Annotated in this window: 13 protein-coding genes; 8 read left to right on the plus strand and 5 right to left on the minus strand. The window is 59.7% G+C overall.

All coding sequences use genetic code 11. The features are described 5' to 3' along the window. Nucleotides 1-192 precede the first annotated feature (192 nt). Complete coding sequence (locus WAW39_RS02330) at nt 193-348, minus strand: hypothetical protein (protein ID WP_422315365.1); 156 nt, start codon at nt 346-348, stop codon at nt 193-195. A gap of 26 nt (nt 349-374) precedes the next feature. After that, nucleotides 375-2,135, minus strand: a complete 1,761-nt coding sequence (locus WAW39_RS02335) for a sodium:calcium symporter (protein WP_422315367.1) — start codon at nt 2,133-2,135, stop codon at nt 375-377. 119 nt (nt 2,136-2,254) lie between these two features. Between WAW39_RS02335 and WAW39_RS02340 the strand changes: the two genes are divergently transcribed. Genes WAW39_RS02340 through WAW39_RS02350 form a run of 3 tightly spaced genes read left to right on the plus strand, consistent with a single transcriptional unit; the run spans nt 2,255 to nt 6,354 of the window. Continuing rightward, entirely contained in the window at nt 2,255-3,559 is a 1,305-nt protein-coding gene (locus WAW39_RS02340) for a S8 family peptidase (RefSeq protein ID WP_422315369.1), read from the plus strand. 56 nt (nt 3,560-3,615) lie between these two features. Beyond that, nucleotides 3,616-5,637, plus strand: coding sequence for an ATP-dependent helicase (locus tag WAW39_RS02345; protein WP_422315371.1), 2,022 nt, complete (start codon nt 3,616-3,618; stop codon nt 5,635-5,637). A 15-nt stretch (nt 5,638-5,652) separates the two neighbouring features. Beyond that, nucleotides 5,653-6,354, plus strand: coding sequence for an alpha/beta hydrolase (locus tag WAW39_RS02350; RefSeq protein ID WP_422315373.1), 702 nt, complete (start codon nt 5,653-5,655; stop codon nt 6,352-6,354). Between the two features lie 45 nt (nt 6,355-6,399). On the opposite strand, the gene WAW39_RS02355 is transcribed toward WAW39_RS02350, so the two are convergent. Further along, nucleotides 6,400-6,831 carry an FKBP-type peptidyl-prolyl cis-trans isomerase gene (locus tag WAW39_RS02355; RefSeq protein ID WP_422315415.1) on the minus strand — a complete coding sequence of 144 codons (432 nt, stop codon included), beginning with the start codon at nt 6,829-6,831 and terminating at the stop codon, nt 6,400-6,402. A gap of 242 nt (nt 6,832-7,073) precedes the next feature. Here WAW39_RS02355 and WAW39_RS02360 point away from each other — a divergent pair, with 242 nt between their 5' ends. Then, entirely contained in the window at nt 7,074-7,532 is a 459-nt protein-coding gene (locus WAW39_RS02360; RefSeq protein WP_422315375.1) for a hypothetical protein, read from the plus strand. Nucleotides 7,533-7,585: 53 nt separating this feature from the next. Here the strand turns inward: WAW39_RS02360 and WAW39_RS02365 are convergent, their stop codons facing one another. Further along, complete coding sequence (locus WAW39_RS02365) at nt 7,586-8,194, minus strand: hypothetical protein (RefSeq protein ID WP_422315377.1); 609 nt, start codon at nt 8,192-8,194, stop codon at nt 7,586-7,588. 215 nt (nt 8,195-8,409) lie between these two features. Here WAW39_RS02365 and WAW39_RS02370 point away from each other — a divergent pair, with 215 nt between their 5' ends. The 4 genes from WAW39_RS02370 (at nt 8,410) to WAW39_RS02385 (ending at nt 16,066) form a co-directional block, all read left to right on the plus strand. Continuing rightward, nucleotides 8,410-10,506 (plus strand): DUF1549 domain-containing protein, encoded by a 2,097-nt coding sequence (locus tag WAW39_RS02370; RefSeq protein WP_422315379.1) that lies wholly within the window; start codon nt 8,410-8,412, stop codon nt 10,504-10,506. 20 nt (nt 10,507-10,526) lie between these two features. Beyond that, complete coding sequence (locus WAW39_RS02375; protein ID WP_422315381.1) at nt 10,527-11,804, plus strand: DUF1501 domain-containing protein; 1,278 nt, start codon at nt 10,527-10,529, stop codon at nt 11,802-11,804. A gap of 87 nt (nt 11,805-11,891) precedes the next feature. Continuing rightward, on the plus strand, nt 11,892-13,202 hold the full coding sequence (locus WAW39_RS02380; RefSeq protein WP_422315383.1) for a Gfo/Idh/MocA family protein: 1,311 nt from the start codon (nt 11,892-11,894) through the stop codon (nt 13,200-13,202). 110 nt (nt 13,203-13,312) lie between these two features. After that, the gene (locus WAW39_RS02385) at nt 13,313-16,066 is read left to right on the plus strand and encodes a phosphoenolpyruvate carboxylase (RefSeq protein ID WP_422315385.1); all 2,754 of its coding nucleotides are present in this window, start codon (nt 13,313-13,315) and stop codon (nt 16,064-16,066) included. Between the two features lie 99 nt (nt 16,067-16,165). On the opposite strand, the gene WAW39_RS02390 is transcribed toward WAW39_RS02385, so the two are convergent. Further along, complete coding sequence (locus WAW39_RS02390; protein WP_422315387.1) at nt 16,166-16,999, minus strand: AraC family transcriptional regulator; 834 nt, start codon at nt 16,997-16,999, stop codon at nt 16,166-16,168. Nucleotides 17,000-17,170 lie beyond the last annotated feature (171 nt).

Below are 17,170 nucleotides of genomic sequence, written 5' to 3' on the forward strand. Positions count from 1 at the left end.
GCGCAGCACCACGGACATGCCGCAGATCAATGCGCACCTGCTTGGCTGCCAGTTGCAAATCTACCCGCTCGACCTCCCGGTGCTTGTCGAGTCCCAAAAGCAGGCTGTAGTGGTCATTGAGGCTCGGCGATGTGCTCATCCCTCATTTTACAGCTCCCTCTCACCCATTAAAAGTCGCGAAGAACATAAAATCTAACTGTCCGCATCCATGTCGGGCGTGTGGAATTCCACACCGTGCACTTTCTCCGTTTCGTTCGGAGTCGTGAGCACCTTATAAATGCACCAGCCAAACAGGACGGTGACGGTGCCGACAGAAAGCAGCATGACGATGAGGCCGGAGGTGGTCATGAGTAGGAGGAGTTCAGGGTGCGCAATCAGTCGTGTTTGTCCAGGCCCTGCTCGGCGCGCTGGTAGGCTTTGGAACGGGAGGACAACAGACCGAAGAAGATGGCCACCACGATCACCAAGGCCACGCTGAGTTGCGCAGCCAGGTTCGTCTCCCTCACTTTGCCGTCTTTCACATCGCCGATGAGATCAGCCACATACGATGAAACACTGCCGAAAGTCCCGGTGCTGAGATCAAAGCCGAAGACGCTGGTAAGAATCGTCATGATAAAGATCGCCAGCAGAAACACCGGGCAGATCCATTTCATGATGCAGCCAAAGAAGCGGGGGATGCGAATGGCTGCCCCTTGATGCGCCTCGCGGAGGCCCCGCTCGATGCCCCAATGCCAGCCGAAGATGATGATCTGGATCGTGGCGAGAATGAAGATGAGGAAAGTTCCCACCCAGAAGTCCAGCGTGTCGAGCGCCTTCAGCTCCTTCGTGAAATACACCACGAACCCTGTGCCCAGCGTGGTGAGCATGCCAAGGATCGTCACACTGACCTTGCGCCCCACATTCATCGCTTCCTCAAGGAAGGCGATCCCCGGCTGCAGCATCGAGATCGAACTCGTGATCGCCGCAAGGAAGAGCATGAAAAAGAACGCCCCGCCAAAAAACGCCCCCAGCGGCATCTTGGCAAACACCAGCGGCAGCACAGTGAACCCAAGACCAAAGGTCCCCTGCCCGGCCACGGAGGCCAGCCCCAGAAACGCCACCGCCGCCGGCACGGTGATCAGTCCGCCCAGCGCCACCTCGCAGAACTCGTTCGCACTGCTCGCCGTCAGGCCGCTGAGCACCACGTCGTCCTTCTTTTGCAGGTAGCTCGCATACACAATGATCACGCCAAAGCCCACGGAGAGACTGAAGAAAATCTGCGCCGCCGCCGCCATCCACAGCAGCGGATTTTGCAGCTGCTGCCATGGGGTGATGGTGACCAGCTTCAATGCGCCGCCGCTCGCCGCCACCTTCTGCTCCGCCGCCGTGATCGCCGCCGCACCCACCAGTTCCTCGACCACCTTAACCTCACCCGGCGCAGGCTGCGTTCGTTCGATTTGCACCTTGCTGGGATTCCACATGTAGCCCAGGCCGTTCACCACATTGTCGTGCGGCTTCGCAGGATCTGGCGCCCCCAGCGTCATCACACGCGCCAGCACCACCAGCGCCAGCACAATGAGCATGGGCATGCCGTAGTTGCACATCTTCTCGATGCCCCCGGAGATCCCGCGATAGATGAGCCAGAAGTTGAACACAAAAACGAACAACAGCCATGGCAATGCCGTGTCCCATGAGAACGACAGCGCAGAGCCGTCGCCAACCTGCCCGCTCATGCTTTTAAACATCGCCACCGCCTGCTCGGTCGATTTCAAATCCACGCCCCCCGTCCAAAACTTAACTGCATACCCCAGGCACCAGGACTCGATGAACACATAATACATGTAGATCATCACCGGCACGATCACCCCGATGATGCCGATGTATTTGGCCCAGCGCTTGTTCAAGATCGCCGCGAAGGCCCCGGGTGCGGAATTGTAGCCCTTGCTGCCCGCATAGCGCCCCATCGCCCATTCCGCCCAGCCGATCGGCAGGCCGATGATCAAAAACGAGATTGCATAGGCAAGCATGAAGGCACCGCCGCCATACTGCGCCGCAAGGCCGGGAAAGCGGAGGAAATTCCCCAGGCCCACCGCGCTGCCCGCGACGGCCATGATGACTCCAAGACGTGATCCCCAGGCTTCTTTCTTTTGCGACATGGTGGTTAAGTTAGGGAGTGCGTGGAGGCACAACAAGGTTGTTGTTCGGAAAAGTGCCGCGTATTTCCGCAAAAGCAGAACTCGCGCCAGTGCGCCGATGTGCGAAACTTTTCCCGTTCATGCGCCCCAACCGCCTGCCAGTCCTGTTTTTCGCCACCGCCGTGCTGATCATGGCAGGTTCGATGCTGTGGCTGTTTTGGGTTTCCAATGTCGAGCCTTCCTTCAAAGCCGGGGCGACACCGGCAAAACGCAGCCTGAAGTCAGGCTCCCCACCCGCGCTCACGGCAATGCCACAAGCACCTGTGGTGGCATCCCCTGCCCCCTCCACTCCGGCGGCGTCACCCACCATTGCCACGCTCAACGTGCCCGGCTCCATGCCGAACGAAGCGCTCCTCACCTTCCGCACCCCCGAGGCCCTGGCCGCCTTTCGGGACCGCGCCGCCTCCCTCGGACTCGAACTGATCGGTTACGACATCAAACTGCGCACCGCCCGCGTCCGTTTTCGGGACACAACCGCGCTGGAACGGGATCTCAATGCGCATGCCGAGGAGTACACCCATGTCGGCCCGAATCTCATCACCCGCATTCCCGGTTTGCCGCCTCCCATTGCGGAATCCGACACATCAAATCCGGGTGGGAAGGCCCCGTTTCGCAGCCAGGGACTGGAGGTCATTGGCGCCAGTGGCGACCGTTCCGCCTGGGGGCAGGGAGTCACTGTGGCCGTCATCGATTCCGGCATCACCAGCCATCCATCACTGGTGAATGCGAAGATCACCCACTACGACCTCGTCAACGACGGCAGCACCTTCAACGGCCACGGCACCGCGATGGCCTCGCTCATCGCAGGGAATGACCCGAACGTCAGCGGCGTGTCTCCAGCGGTCAAACTGCTGGACATCCGTGTGGCAGACACGAACGGCGAGAGCAACACCGCGCTGGTTTCATCCGCCATCATCAAAGCCACCGATCTCGGTGCGCGTGTGATCAACATCAGCCTCGGTGCCAATGGCGACTCCCCTGTACTGGATGAAGCGGTGCGCTATGCGCAAAGCCGCAATGTCGTGATCGTGGCCGCAGCAGGCAATGAGCAACTGAACGCCCTCTCCATGCCGGCCGGGATTTCCGGCGTGCTCAGTGTGGGTGCCGTGGATGCCAATGGCACGCAGGCGTATTTCTCCAATTCAGGTGCAGGGCTCACCCTCGTCGCCCCCGGTGTCGGGATCGTTTCTGGCTATGCCGACAACCGATTTGTCATTGGCAGCGGGACCTCGCAGGCCACTGCGATCACCAGTGGTGTCGTCGCGTACCTACTGGGGCGAGGTTACTACGGTCCCAACATCATTCCACTGCTCACACGGACGGCAGAGCCGCTGCAAGCCCCCGCCACGGCAGTCGGTGCGGGGTTGATTCAGGTGCCGAAGTGAGAGGAGGTCAAGGTTGAGCGATCTTGACTCCTGGACCACCCCCTTCTACTTCCACGATGGCCCGCAACTACACGCTGCACAGCACGCACGAACCCAGCACCCGCATTGACTACAAAGCGGAGCTCAACGAGCAGCAGTATGAGGCGGTCACGAGTCCACCGGGGCAGGCGCTGGTCATTGCGGGGGCAGGCAGCGGGAAGACGCGCACACTGACATATCGGGTCGCGTGGCTGCTGGACAATGGCATCCAGCCGGAATCGATCCTGCTGCTGACCTTCACCAACAAGGCCGCGCGTGAGATGCAGCATCGGGTGCAAGAGCTCGTCACTCAAGATGCCACCCGTATCTGGGGCGGCACCTTCCATTCCATCGGCAACCGCATTCTGCGCTACAACGCGGAGCGCCTTGGCTACCGCAAAGGCTTCTCCATCATGGACCGCGAGGATCAGAAGGACCTCATGGAAACGGTGCTGGGCAGCAGCGGCATCGACACCACCACGTACCGCTTTCCCAAGGCCGAAGTGCTGGGAGACATCTTTTCGCTGGCCGACAACACGCTGTGTGGCCTCAAGGAGATCATCAACACGCGCTATCCCTACTTTGAAGAGGTGGCCTCGGGCATCCTCAAGATGCGCACGCTTTACCAGGAGAAAAAGCGCGAGACCAACTGCATGGACTTCGACGACCTGCTGGCGCTCACGGTGAAGCTGCTGGAGGAAAACGAGGATCTGCTGGAGCGCTACCGTCACCAGTTTGAATTCGTCCTTGTCGATGAGTATCAGGACACCAACAGCCTGCAATGCCGCATGGTTGAGCTGCTCACTGGTCCGCAGGGAAATCTCATGGTGGTGGGAGATGACGCGCAGTCGATTTACTCCTGGCGTGGAGCTGACGTTTCCAACATCCTCGAATTTGACCAGCACTGGCCGAAGGCCCGCGTGCACAAGATCGAGGTGAACTACCGAAGTGTTCCCGAGGTGCTGAACCTCGCCAATGCGGCCATCGCCATGAACCGTGGGCAGATTCCGAAGAATCTGGTGCCCGCCCGTGAATCGAAGGGCATGCTGCCTGCGCTGGTCTCGCTGGACAGTTCCTCCGCGCAGGCGGCCTTCGTGGCGCAGCGCATTTTGGAACTGCAGGACGAAGGCACGGAGCTCAATGACATCGCGATACTTTATCGTGCGCATTTCCACAGCATGGAAATCCAGATGGAACTCACGCAGCGCGGCATTCCGTTTCAGATCACCAGCGGGCTGCGCTTCTTTGAGCAGGCGCATGTGAAGGATGTGGCGGCGTTCATGAAGTTTGCCGTCAACCGCCAGGATGAGGTGAGCTTCATGCGCATGGTGCGCCTCGTGGAAGGCATCGGCAATGTCAGCGCCGCGAAGCTGTGGCAGGAGTGGCTCAAGTCCGATGCCGCCAAGGCTGAGACGATGCCCACCAGTTTCTCCGAAGTCCTTCTGCCGCTGAAGGTGCCGAAGAAAGCCAAATCCACCTGGGAGCAGTTTGCCTACACCCTTGATGAACTCATCGACAAAGAAGGCAAGGTAGTGGCCCCATCGCAGATGATCCGCAGCATCACCGATGGCGTGTATGAGGATTACATGAAGTCCAAGTTCAAGAACTACGAACAGCGGCAGCAGGACCTGGAACAGCTCAGCAACTTCAGCGACCGCTTCACCGATCCGCTGGAATTCCTCAGCCAGCTTTCGCTGCTCAGCGGGGTGGACACTGACAACAAACCGGCTCAACAGGAACAGCAGGATCGTGATGCTGTAACACTTACCACAGGGCATCAGGCCAAAGGTTTGGAATGGAACGTCGTCTTCGCCGTCTGGCTGGCGGACGGCATGTTCCCCCACAAACGCGCCATCGATGAAGGAGGTGACGCGGCCCTCGAAGAAGAACGCCGTCTGTTCTATGTCACCGTGACACGGGCGAAGGATGAGCTGTATCTGACTTATCCCGTCATCAATCACCAAGCACGCGACGGCGACATCATGATGCGGCCGTCACGGTTTATCACGGATCTGCCGAAAGATCTGGTGGAAGTGTGGAATGTGAAGAGCGGATGGTAGCGAAGCTTCCACCTCATGTTTACTGAACATAAAATACCCAGCACACATCTGTCTGCTTCACGACAAGCAGTTTACTATCCTGCTACTGCTGGCGAAACCAAGGACTGCCTGCTCTTCCTCGACGGAGAGCTCTACACGGATCGGGTGAAGGCTCCTGTGATCCTGAATGAGTCGCAAGCCTCAGGCCTGCTGCCACCAGTGGCTTGTGTCTATCTGCCGAATGTGAGCGCGGCGGGACGGCATGGGGATTACACCTGCAACGAGGCCTTTGCGTCCTTCTTGGCTGAGGAGGTGCCGCAGTGGATCGAACGCGAGGTTGCGCAATTTGAACGGCTGTTCCTGTGCGGTTTGAGTTTGAGCGGCTTGCAGGCTGTGTTCACGACGCTACGTCATCCGGGAGTCTTTGCCGGTGTTCTCGCTCAGTCGCCCTCGGCATGGTGGGAGAATGAATGGCTGCTGAACGCGCTCCCGACGATGCCATCAGCACCGCAGCGCATGTGGATGAGCGTGGGGTTGCAAGAGCTGCAAACGAACGCCACGCACCCACCCACACCCTTGGTGCAAAGGAGCAGCCAGCTCGACTCCGTGCGCCGTTTGAGTTCCGCGCTCAAAGCTGGCGGTCACGATGTTTATTCCAACGAATACAACGGTGGTCACGACTCCGCTTCTTGGGCTGCGGAATTGCCACAATCGCTGGCGTGGCTCATGAAGCGCTAAGGCTTGTCAGCGGGGCCTTCTGCTTATCAATTGCCAGACCTTGCCTCACTCCATGATGTCGATCAGCTCCACCAGGAAGTGGAGTGTCGCATTGGGTGGGATGCCGGAACCGGGCTGGCCCTGCAGGCCGTAGCCGAGGTAGCCGGGGATTTCGAGTTCGATCATGCCGCCTTTGCCAATGAGCTGCATGCCTTCGGTCCAGCCTTTGATGACTTGGTTCAGGCCAAAGGTGATCGGCATGCCGCGCATGTAGGAGCTGTCAAAGACCCGGCCGTTAAACAGCCAGCCGTGGTAGTTTACCTCCACCTTTTGCTGGGGAGTGGGCTTGGCGCCGGTGCCTGCGCGCAGAATGCGATACTTCAGGCCTGACTCGGTGGCGGTGAAGGTCTTGGCAGCCTTCGGGCTGATCTCTCCCGCCCCTTCTGGAAGCTTGGGGAATGGGACTGTTTCTTCTGCCTTGGTCCATCCTGCCGCCATGAGAAAGCACCCGAGCAGGGCGGCACCGAATGCACGACGAGGATGGAAGGATGAGGGAAGGCTGGTTGAGAGAACGTTCATCGGCCAGAACTGACTTCATGAGCGACTTTCGTCAAGCGTTTAGCCACAATGCCGGGTGCAACTTGAGGTGCCCAACGTGGAGGACATCTGTTGCCAAGGGGACCTGTTTCATGATAAAATCCGAGGTCTTTTATTTGCTAAAAGACACCGAAAACCAAGCCATGCCCGACTACAACACCATCAGCACCGCGCAATGGCAGATCCTGCTGCCTTGCGACTGGGTGCAGAAACCTATGACTGATGGGCCGAGGTCATTCTATTTCGAGGCCAGCGACGGGACCAAAGGGGCCTACATCTCTGTTTTTACACGCACCAACCCCTGCTCCTCCGCCCTGGCGGATCTGGCGACCTGGCGTGACACGGAAATTCGCAATCTGCATGCGATGATCGATCACCACTGGGAGATCATCGAAGAATGGCAGCATGATGAAAGCGAGACGGCCATCTCGGCAAGCGACTGCCTTGAACGGAACACCAACTACCGTATCGTCTGCCTGCGCATGACGCAGTTTCCCTGGCTGGTGCGCGTGAGCCTGCATGACTACAACTGCACCGACTATGAGGCTTCGAAGCAGGCTTTCCTGCCGTTGATCGATTCGTTTGCGCCGGTGTTTGCGTAGAGGGCGAGTTTTGCTCTTTGCAAAAAACGAACTGAAGCCCGGAAGTGCTTTAATTAAAGTGATGCGCTGGTCATGTCTGCCGCTGCTGCTGCCTCCACTTCGTCCACATAGGGTTCACCTGTGATTTTTTCGATCTTTTCCCGGTTTTCTTCTTCGCTCAGCGGGTGCTCTTCCTCGCCGTCCTTGGAGGCGGGGCCATGCCAGGTCACATGCCAGGCCGTCCGTTTCCAGCCGCCTTCCACCCGCTTGAAAGCGTAGTGGAGCTTCGGTTTGCGGAAGCCGAAACCATCATCAATCGGGCCGATGGTCATTTGCACTTTGAGGGGCTTGGCATCGGCCATCTGCTTAATTTCGATAGGCGTCTGGGATTTGTCGCCTTTGAGAATGAAGTGATCATCCTTTTCCTCGGTCAGCCCATCGCGATGGAAGGCATTGATGGACCAGTCATAGGCGGGAAAGGTCTGGGCAATTTCCCACATGGAGGGTTCTTTTTCTTCGGGCAGTTTCACCACGTCCTCGATGATTTTTTCCGCCATGGCAGGCCGCTTAACTATGAGGAGGCGCTCGTCTTTGACCTTCTGCGCCCGTTGAGCCGGTGTCTCGCAGCTTGCGAGGGTGAAGAGACAACATAGGGCGGTGAAAAGGGCGATCCAAGGATTCATGAGGGACAACGACTGACAATACTTCTCTGACATAGAAGGATATAGGCCAATTTGAAGGATGAAAATGTGTGTTCTTTGCCACAGGCAAAGATCTTTCTCGGGATTGTCCAAAGTCCACATCCATCATCAGCTAAAGGATTCGTAAAAGAACTGAAACTTCCTGATGACCTCTTCGTTTAACCGGCCATCGACCCAGATCTGCGGACGATTCCATCATGAAAACGCGCCTTTGTATCTCCCTTGCCTGTGCACTCCTCGTCACCGGCCTTCAGGCCGACAATGAAGTTTACCGTACCTGGACTGACTCCCAGGGACGAAAGCTAGAGGCGACCTTCCGTGGCATTGAAAACGGCAATGTCTTCCTCCAGGTCCGCAACGGCTACGTCTACCGCCTCTCCTTGGACAAGCTCTCCGCCGCTGATCAACAGGCGGCCAAAACGCTGAAGCCTGAAGGTCTCGGCATCCCGTCCGACCCTAATCTGGCGCAGGCGGCGGCGCAGATCGACATGCTCGTGGAGGCCGGACTGAAGAAGGTGGAGCAGAAGCCCAATCCGCTGGCTTCCGATGAACAATTCGTCCGACGCGTCTTTCTTGATCTTGCGGGGCGCATCCCCACGCGTGAGGAAGCGCTGGAATTCATCAATGACACGAGCCTTTCGAAGCGAGCGAAAGTGATCGACCGGCTGCTGGAGTCCGAGGGCTATCGCAGCCACCTTTTCAACTACTTTGCCGACATGCTGCGCATGGCGGATGTGGCCCAGAAGGCGCGCTTCTACACCTATCAGGACTGGTTGAAGAAGCAGATCGGAGAGAACGTGCCGTGGAACAAGCTCGTTTACACCATGATGACTGCGGACGGCAAGCTGCTGGAAAACGGCGCGACCGGCTATCTGCTGCGTGATGCCGGCATGCGACTGGACAATCTGAGCCTCACACTGAGCACATTCATCGGCGCAAATGTGTCCTGCGCGCAGTGTCATGACCATCCCTTTGCCGACTGGACGCAGCGCCAGTTCTATGAAATGGCGGCCTTCTTCGGAGCCACGGAAACCTACGGGGCCAAAGGCAATGCGGGTGCAGGCATGCAGGGCATGCAGGGCATGCAGGGCATGCGCAAGGTGATTGCCTCACTGGGGGACAAAAGACTACAGCAGCAGGCGAAGAACCTCCTCCGCGTCAATGCCCTGGCCGTCGAAGACTCCAGCACTAATGATTTGAAGATGCCGGATGATTACAAATACCCGGATGCCAAGCCCGGGGATCTGGTGACTCCCAAGCTGATCACCTGGAGTGATGACAAAACCAAGAAGGCCTATCAGGGCGTGCAGACCACCAAGCATGATGAGCAACTGCGCGCCCAGTTTGCCAAATGGATGACCTCCCCGGACAACCCGCGTTTTGCCATGACCATCGCGAACCGCATGTGGAAGCACATTTTTGGCATCGGCGTGAAGGAACCGGTCGCGGATCTGGATGACCCTAATGCGAGCGTGAATCCGGCGCTGCTGCACCACCTGGCCAATGAAATGGTGCGCTTCAAATTCGACCTCAAGCAGTTCCTTCGCGTGCTCTGCAACACCCAGACCTACCAGCGGGAGGCCACCAGCCATGAACTGGCGGACAATACGGCCTACCTCTTCCCCGGCCCGATCCTTCGCCGCATGACCGCCGAGCAGGCCTGGGACTCCTGCGCCACGCTCGTCGTCGGTGCTGACGTGGACAAATTCAAGGGGCATCGTGGCGAAACCTACGCCAAGGCGATGAGCATCGACTTGAGCGGTGATGCCTCGCCCGATGTCGTCAAAGGCCAGATCGAAAACGCCATCGCGAGCATGCGGCAGTTTGGCGGCAAGGCCGCAGGCAACCCGAAGAACAGGAAAAAGCGCATGATGAACCAAGGCGGCGAAGAAGACCTGACCCTCGCTCCTCCAGTGCGCGACGGACTGGTGCTGGCCCGCGCCTCAGAGCTGCCGCAGCCGGAGAAGGACCAGCATTTCCTGCGCATGTTTGGCCAGAGCGACCGCCAGATCGCCGACAGTGAAAGCGAGGAAGGCAGCATCCCGCAGGTGCTGATGCTCATGAATGGCGAGGCCCAGCGTGTCATCGGCCAGAATGATTCTCTCGTGGTGAAAACGGCCAGCGCGCAGAAGACACCGGAGCAGCAGGTGGAGAGCCTTTACCTCAGCTTCTTCAGCCGTAAACCCAAGGCTGATGAACTGGCCAGCGCCACGGCAGGACTTAACAGCGGCATGACCATGCGCGATCTGACGTGGGTGCTCTTCAACACCCGTGAATTCATCTTCGTGGAATAAACTCTCACCCCTTCCCTGCCATGAATCTTCACAACCAGCTTGATCCCCTTTCCCGTCGTGCCTTTTGCGAGCGCTGGGCCAGCGCCGCGCTCGGCGTCACCGTGCTGCACGGTCTCGGTAGCAGTGCCTTTGCAGCCGAAGCCGTGCCTGCTGGCCCCGGCTTTGGCAAGGCCAAGAACGTCATCTTTCTCCAGATGATCGGAGGCATGTCCCACATCGACACGCTGGACCCGAAGGATGGCCCGACGCAGGGACCGAAAGCGCCGATCAAAACCAAAGCTGACTTTCAACTGGGAGGAACGATGGAGAACCTCGCCAAACAGGCGGACAAGTTCAGCATCATCCGCAGCATGACTTCCAAAACGGGGGTGCATGCCGCCGGGCAGTACGTCATCCGCACCGGCTACGAGGAGCGCGGGACCATCAAGCATCCCAACATCGGCGCCTGGGCGCAGCACTTCCTTGGCTCCAGCCACAAGACGCTGCCCTCCAATGTCTGCGTGAACCGCCAGCCACAGAACGGCAACGGCTTCTTCCCCTCCAGCTTTTCCCCGCTGCCCATCCTCGATCCCGATGTGGGCCTGCAATATGCCAAGAGCGAGGCCAGCCCGGAGCAGATGAACAAGCGCCTCGCCATGCTGGATCAACTCGACGCCGGATTCCGCGATCGCTTCAAGACCTCGGAGGTGAAGAGCTACACGCAGTTCTACGAAAAGACGATCAGCATCATGTCCAGCACGGACCTGGAGGCCTTCCACCTTGATGAAGAACCGGAGGCCTTGAAGGAAAAGTACGGCAAGGGCAAATTTGGCCAGGGCTGCCTGCTGGCGCGGCGTCTGGTGGAAAAAGGGATTCGCTACATCGAAGTCGCGAAAGGCGGCTGGGACATGCACAACAACATTGACGATGGTCTCGATGAACATGGTGCCGAACTGGACCAGGCGCTTGCCGCATTGCTGGAAGATCTCAAGGAACGCGGGCTGCTGGAAAGCACACTCGTGGTGCTCTGCTCAGAATTTGGCCGTGGCCCCAAGATCAATGGCAACGGCGGACGCGACCATCATCCGAAGGTCTTCTCCACGCTGCTCGCAGGTGGTGGCATCAAAGGCGGCTACATCCATGGAGCCAGTGACAAGGAAGGCATGGCGGTGGCCGACAAGCAGACGAGCCCGCAGGATTTCCTTTCCACGATTGGCTGGAGCCTTGGGCTGCCTATTGACGAAGTCGTCATGTCTCCCAGCAACCGGCCTTTCACGGTGGGAGACAAGGGCAAGGCGGTGATGGAGTTGTTTGCGTAGCGGGAAAGTACTCCGCCTCAATTCTCCGCAAGCCTCTCGAACGGCTGGCGTACTTTGCCTCGCGATGCTTTCATCGCTTCCCTGACCATGACTTCCCGCCGACATTTTCTCTCCGCCAGCACCGCCGCGTTTGCCGCTTCATCGTTTCACATCTTCGGGGCTGATCCGGCGAAGAAGTACCGCACGGCCTTGATCGGCTCGGGCTGGTGGGGGATGAACATCTTGAAGGAGGCGCTGGCTTCCGGACGCATCAAGGTCTGCGCCTTGTGCGATGTGCATGAAGACGTGGCCTCCAACGCCGGTGACACGATCAACGGCATCTCAGGAGACGACCCGAAGCTCTACAAGGACTACCGCGACCTGCTGGACAAAGAGAAGCCGGAGATCGTCATCATCGCCACGCCAGACCACTGGCATGCGCTGCAAACCATCGCCGCATGCAAAGCGGGCGCTCATATCTACGTCGAGAAACCGACCGGGCACACCATCAACGAGAGCAAGGCGATGGTGAAAGCGGCGCGCGAGGCGGGCGTCGTGGTGCAGGTGGGACTGCACCGCCGGATCGGCCCGCATCACGTCGAGGCGATGAATTTTCTCAAATCCGGGGCAGTGGGCAAGCTCGGCATGGTGCGCGCCTTTGCCGACAGCAAAGGCGGCCCCGAGCAGCCGAAGCCGAACAGCCAGGTGCCCGAAGGCATGGACTGGGACATGTGGTGCGGCCCGGCACCGATGCGCCCGTTCAACTCCAAACTGCATCCCGGCGGCTGGCGGCATTTCCTCGACTACGCCAATGGCACCATGGCCGACTGGGGCGTGCATTGGCTGGACCAGATCATGCTCTGGAGCGGCGAGAAGGGACCGAAGAAAATCTTCTGCACCGGGGGGCGGCCCATTGCCGGTCCTGCCGTGCTCAATGACAAGGAGCAGACCACCGATGCGCCGGACCATCAGGTGGCCACGTTTGAGTTTGAGCAGTTCACGGCCGTGTGGGAGCACCGGAAGTTTGCCGAAAACAACAATGAGAAGCACAAGATCGGCTGCTACTTCTATGGCGAGAAAGGCGTGCTGCACATCGGCTGGCGCGACGGCTGGACCTTCTACCCGGTGAACCCCAAAGAGGGCGAGAAGCACGGCAACCACCAGCTTCAGGAGCCTGATGGTCACAACATCGCCCTGCTCTGGGCCGACTTCATCGATGCCATCGAGAAGAAAAAGCAGCCCATCGCCGACATCGAAAGCGCCCACCGTTCCACCTGCCTGCCGCTGCTCGGCATGCTCAGCTACAAGGCGGGGCGCAGCATCCAGTGGGACGCCGAGAAGGAGCTGATCATCGGGGACGCAGAGGCCAGCAAACTGATGCAGCGGGAGTACCGCAAGCCGTGGGCCTACCCGGTCTAAAAGCGGACATTCCAGCGATTGGCGCTTGATCTTGCCTTTTCCTTCGGCTTTCGACATGGCTCTGTGAATCAGGCATCCTTCCTGCTTTGATTCGCAAGCTCCACCCAGCCATGTCCGAAACTCCCCCGCAAAACCTCCGCAACCTCGGCTTTCAACTTCTCGAAGACGACCTGCGCTACCTCATGGCGGCCTTCTCCGCCGTTTTGAAGCAGCTGGGGGAACCCGAACTGGCGGCCAGCCTGCCGTGGATCGGCACCGGGGTGCCGCAAAAGACGAATCGCTCGCTCGGACAGGCCTATTCCATCGCTTTTCAGCTGCTCAATGTCGTGGAGGAGCGGGCAGCCTCACAAATCCGACGTTTGCGGGAGAAAAAGAGCGGACCCGAGGCTGAAAAGGGCTTGTGGGCGGACAATTTGAAGCAACTGCAAACCCTCGGACTGAAGGAGGCCGACATCCTTGCGGCATTGCGTGATGTCTGCGTGGAGCCCGTGCTCACCGCCCATCCCACCGAGGCCAAGCGCGAGACGGTGCGCGAGCTGCACCGGGAGATTTACAGCCTCATGAACCGGCATGAGAACCCGGCCTACACGCCGCGCGAGCAGGCCCGACTGCAAAGCCAGCTGCAGACCCAGCTCGAAAATCTCTGGCGCACCGGCGAAATCCACGTCACGCGCCCAAGCATCGAGGCTGAGCTGCAAAACGCGCTGCATTACTTGCGCGATGTGTTTCCTGAGGCGCTCACCCGTGCGCACGTGCACCTGCGCGAAGCCTGGCAGGCTGCTGGGTATGATGTGACAGAGGTGGACTCCCTGCCGCCCCTGATCCGCTTTGGTTCCTGGATCGGTGGGGACCGCGACGGGCACCCCTTCGTGACAGCGGATGTCACGCGCCATGCCTTGCAGGTCATGCGCAAGAACGCGCTGCGAGTGCAGCGTCGTGGGCTTGAAGCTCTCGCCTTTCATCTGCCGCTGAGTTCACTGTTCCAGATCACGCCACCCCAACTCACGGAGCTGATCGCCACCCTCACTGCGCAGCTCAAAACCGAGCCGGGCGTGGATCTTGCCAACATTCTGGAGCGCAACAAGGAGGAGCCGTGGCGCGCCGCTGTTTACCTCATGCACGCGAAGGTTGTGCTGGCCATTGAGAAGCCCGCTTCGGCGGTCGCGTATGTGCAGCCGGAGGAACTGCGTGCTGACATCGACGTGCTCGCGCAGACCTTGCTTGATGTTGGTTCCAAGGCCGTCGTCGAAGAGCAGATCGTTCCATTCCGCCGCAATCTGACTGCTTTTGGTTTCCACTCCGCCGTGCTGGATGTGCGGCAGAATTCTGCGTTTCATGAGAAGGCGCTCGATCAACTCCTGCGTGCCGCGGGGCTGCTGGACGGTGGTTCCTTCATCGACTGGAGCATTGAGAAAAAGCGTGAACTGCTTGATCGTGAGCTCGCCTCTCCGCGTCCTTTCCTCTCGCCTGGCATCTCCGCCGGACCTGAAGCGGATACCGTGCTCGATTGCTACCGCGTTCTGGCCGATCACCGCGCCAAGTATGGCAATGCGGGTCTCGGTTCTCTGATCATCTCGATGACACGCTGTGTGGAAGACATGCTCGTCGTCTTCCTTCTTGCCCGTGAAGCCGGGCTCATGGCCTGGAGCGAAGAAGGACTCGTGTGTCCCCTGCCCGTGGTGCCGTTGTTTGAAACGATGGGCGATCTCGAATCCGGTCCAGGCATTGTTGAGGCGTTCCTTTCGCATCCTGTGGCCAAGCGCAGTCTCCTCGCACAAAGCAAGGGCGGCACGCCGGTGTTCCAGATGATGGTCGGCTACTCCGACTCGAACAAAGACTGCGGCATCGTGGCCAGCCAGTGCGCGCTGCATCGTGCGCAGCGTGAGCTTTCCACCACGATCCATCGGCATGGGGTGCGCCCGATCTTCTTCCATGGCCGTGGCGGCACCGTCGGACGTGGAGCGGGCCCCACACATTGGTTCATGGAGGCGCTGCCGCATGGTTCCCTCAGCGGCGGCATGCGCATGACTGAGCAGGGCGAGACCATCGCGCAAAAGTACGCGCACATTGGGTCCGCAGTTTACAATGCTGAGTTGCTCATGGCCTCCGCCACGGCGGCCACCGCACGCCATCGCTGCACCGAATCCAGCGCCCCGCCTGAACTGGAACCGCTCTTTGACAAACTGGCCGCCGACAGCCGCGATGCGTATCGCGCCTTCCTGCATGCGCCGGACTTCATGAAGTTCTACCGGCAGGCCACGCCGATCGATGCCTTGGAAAACTCCCGCATTGGCTCCCGCCCCGCCCGACGCACGGGCCAGGCATCGCTTGATGATCTGCGCGCCATTCCATGGGTCTTCTCGTGGACGCAGTCACGCTTCTACCTCCCCGGCTGGTTCGGTGCTGGCAGCGCCCTGACAAAGCTCAAGAACGAAGATCCCAAGAGCTACGCCACCCTAGCCGCAGCGATTCCCGGCTCGGCCTTCCTGCGCTACGTTCTCACGAACATCGAAAGCTCGCTCGTCAGCGCCAACACCGACCTCATGCGAGCCTACGCCGCTCTGGTGGAGGACACCACCGTGCGTGACCGCTTTCTCGGCACCATCCTTGGCGAATACGAAGCCACACGCGCCATCATCGACGACCTATTCCAAGGCACCTTTGAAGGCCGCCGCCCGCGCCTCGCCTACACGCTGAACATTCGCGAAGAACCGCTCAAGGTGCTGCACCACCAGCAGATCGCCCTGCTGCGTGAATGGCGTGGACTCACCGCTGCTGGCAAAACGGAGGCTGCGGATGCGATGGTTTCTGACCTGTTGATTTCGATCAATGCGATTGCGTCGGGATTGAGGACGACGGGTTGAGGCAATCAGGGAGTCTGAAATCGGATCCCCCGGCACTTGGCAAGTGCCGCTCCTTGGGCATGCGAACTCGCGCCAGGGCAGCAAAGGGTGCTGGCGAACTCATACCCTGCCCCGATACTCCCCTGGTGCCACGCCGACCCAGCGCTTGAAGACGCGTGAGAAGATTGCGGCATTTGCGTAGCCGACATTTGCGGCCACGACTTCGAGCTTGTCGTTTCCGGCTTCGAGGAAGCGGCGTGCCTGCTCCATGCGCAGGCAGGTGAGGTGCTGCATTGGGCTGCGGCCGAGTTCCTTCATGCAGAGGCGGCGCAGGTGCTCGGGGCTGCAGTGACTGCGATGCGCCAACTCGGCGAGTGTCCAGTCGCGCATGAGGTCCTTTTCCACATCCGCCCACAATTTGGCCACGCGTGGTTCGCGGCTGCGCCAGGGCTGGGCGATGCGGCGGATGGTGGCATGCAGCAGCTCCAGCCAGTGGTGCAGGATTCGCGGCTCGCGCTCCCCTTCCCACTCGGCGCGCACGCCATGGATGATGCGGGCAATTTCATCTGCGTGGGCCATGGGCATCACGGGGGAAGCTGCGCCAACTACGGGTGTGACGAAACTCGGCTCGTCATAGCGAATCCACGCGAAACACCAGCGTTCGCGGCCTTTGGCCTCAAAGGCATTCAGCACCCGTGGCGGCGCGAGGCACACCATGCCCGGCTTCACACGCTGCCAGCGACCATCGAGCAAGATGGAGCCCTCGCCGCTCACACACGCGAGAACAAAACTCCCGGGCGGACTCATGCGCACGCGCCGGTAGGGAGGCAAGGCCTCGTCCAGGCCAAAGCGTGCGATGCGGTGAGTGGTCATCTCCACGCACTCGCGGGCCTCCACCACCCAGCGCCGCGTGCGCGGGCCATCGAGGGTGGTTTCGGTGAGTTCGTGGTTCATGGGGGCATTACAGCGCGCCGCGCAGGATTGGCAAGGAGAGGCACTTGCCAAGTGCCGTCATGCGCTGAAACAGCTCGCATGCGACCAAGCCGGGACTTGGCAAGTCCCGCTCCTTGATTTGGCATGGCGCGCCGCCCAGGTGCATTTCAGGCATGACACCGTGCATGTCAT

This window comes from Prosthecobacter sp. (assembly GCF_049294395.1).
GTDB lineage: Bacteria > Verrucomicrobiota > Verrucomicrobiia > Verrucomicrobiales > Verrucomicrobiaceae > Prosthecobacter.

What these genes read in the sequence shown, in the direction of transcription:
- WAW39_RS02330 (WP_422315365.1), bottom strand. Translation starts at nt 348, where the DNA reads ATGACCACCTCCGGCCTCATCGTCATGCTGCTTTCTGTCGGCACCGTC.
- WAW39_RS02335 (WP_422315367.1), bottom strand. Translation starts at nt 2,135, where the DNA reads ATGTCGCAAAAGAAAGAAGCCTGGGGATCACGTCTTGGAGTCATCATG.
- WAW39_RS02340 (WP_422315369.1), top strand. Translation starts at nt 2,255, where the DNA reads ATGCGCCCCAACCGCCTGCCAGTCCTGTTTTTCGCCACCGCCGTGCTG.
- WAW39_RS02345 (WP_422315371.1), top strand. Translation starts at nt 3,616, where the DNA reads ATGGCCCGCAACTACACGCTGCACAGCACGCACGAACCCAGCACCCGC.
- WAW39_RS02350 (WP_422315373.1), top strand. Translation starts at nt 5,653, where the DNA reads ATGTTTACTGAACATAAAATACCCAGCACACATCTGTCTGCTTCACGA.
- WAW39_RS02355 (WP_422315415.1), bottom strand. Translation starts at nt 6,831, where the DNA reads ATGGCGGCAGGATGGACCAAGGCAGAAGAAACAGTCCCATTCCCCAAG.
- WAW39_RS02360 (WP_422315375.1), top strand. Translation starts at nt 7,074, where the DNA reads ATGCCCGACTACAACACCATCAGCACCGCGCAATGGCAGATCCTGCTG.
- WAW39_RS02365 (WP_422315377.1), bottom strand. Translation starts at nt 8,194, where the DNA reads ATGAATCCTTGGATCGCCCTTTTCACCGCCCTATGTTGTCTCTTCACC.
- WAW39_RS02370 (WP_422315379.1), top strand. Translation starts at nt 8,410, where the DNA reads ATGAAAACGCGCCTTTGTATCTCCCTTGCCTGTGCACTCCTCGTCACC.
- WAW39_RS02375 (WP_422315381.1), top strand. Translation starts at nt 10,527, where the DNA reads ATGAATCTTCACAACCAGCTTGATCCCCTTTCCCGTCGTGCCTTTTGC.
- WAW39_RS02380 (WP_422315383.1), top strand. Translation starts at nt 11,892, where the DNA reads ATGACTTCCCGCCGACATTTTCTCTCCGCCAGCACCGCCGCGTTTGCC.
- WAW39_RS02385 (WP_422315385.1), top strand. Translation starts at nt 13,313, where the DNA reads ATGTCCGAAACTCCCCCGCAAAACCTCCGCAACCTCGGCTTTCAACTT.
- WAW39_RS02390 (WP_422315387.1), bottom strand. Translation starts at nt 16,999, where the DNA reads ATGAACCACGAACTCACCGAAACCACCCTCGATGGCCCGCGCACGCGG.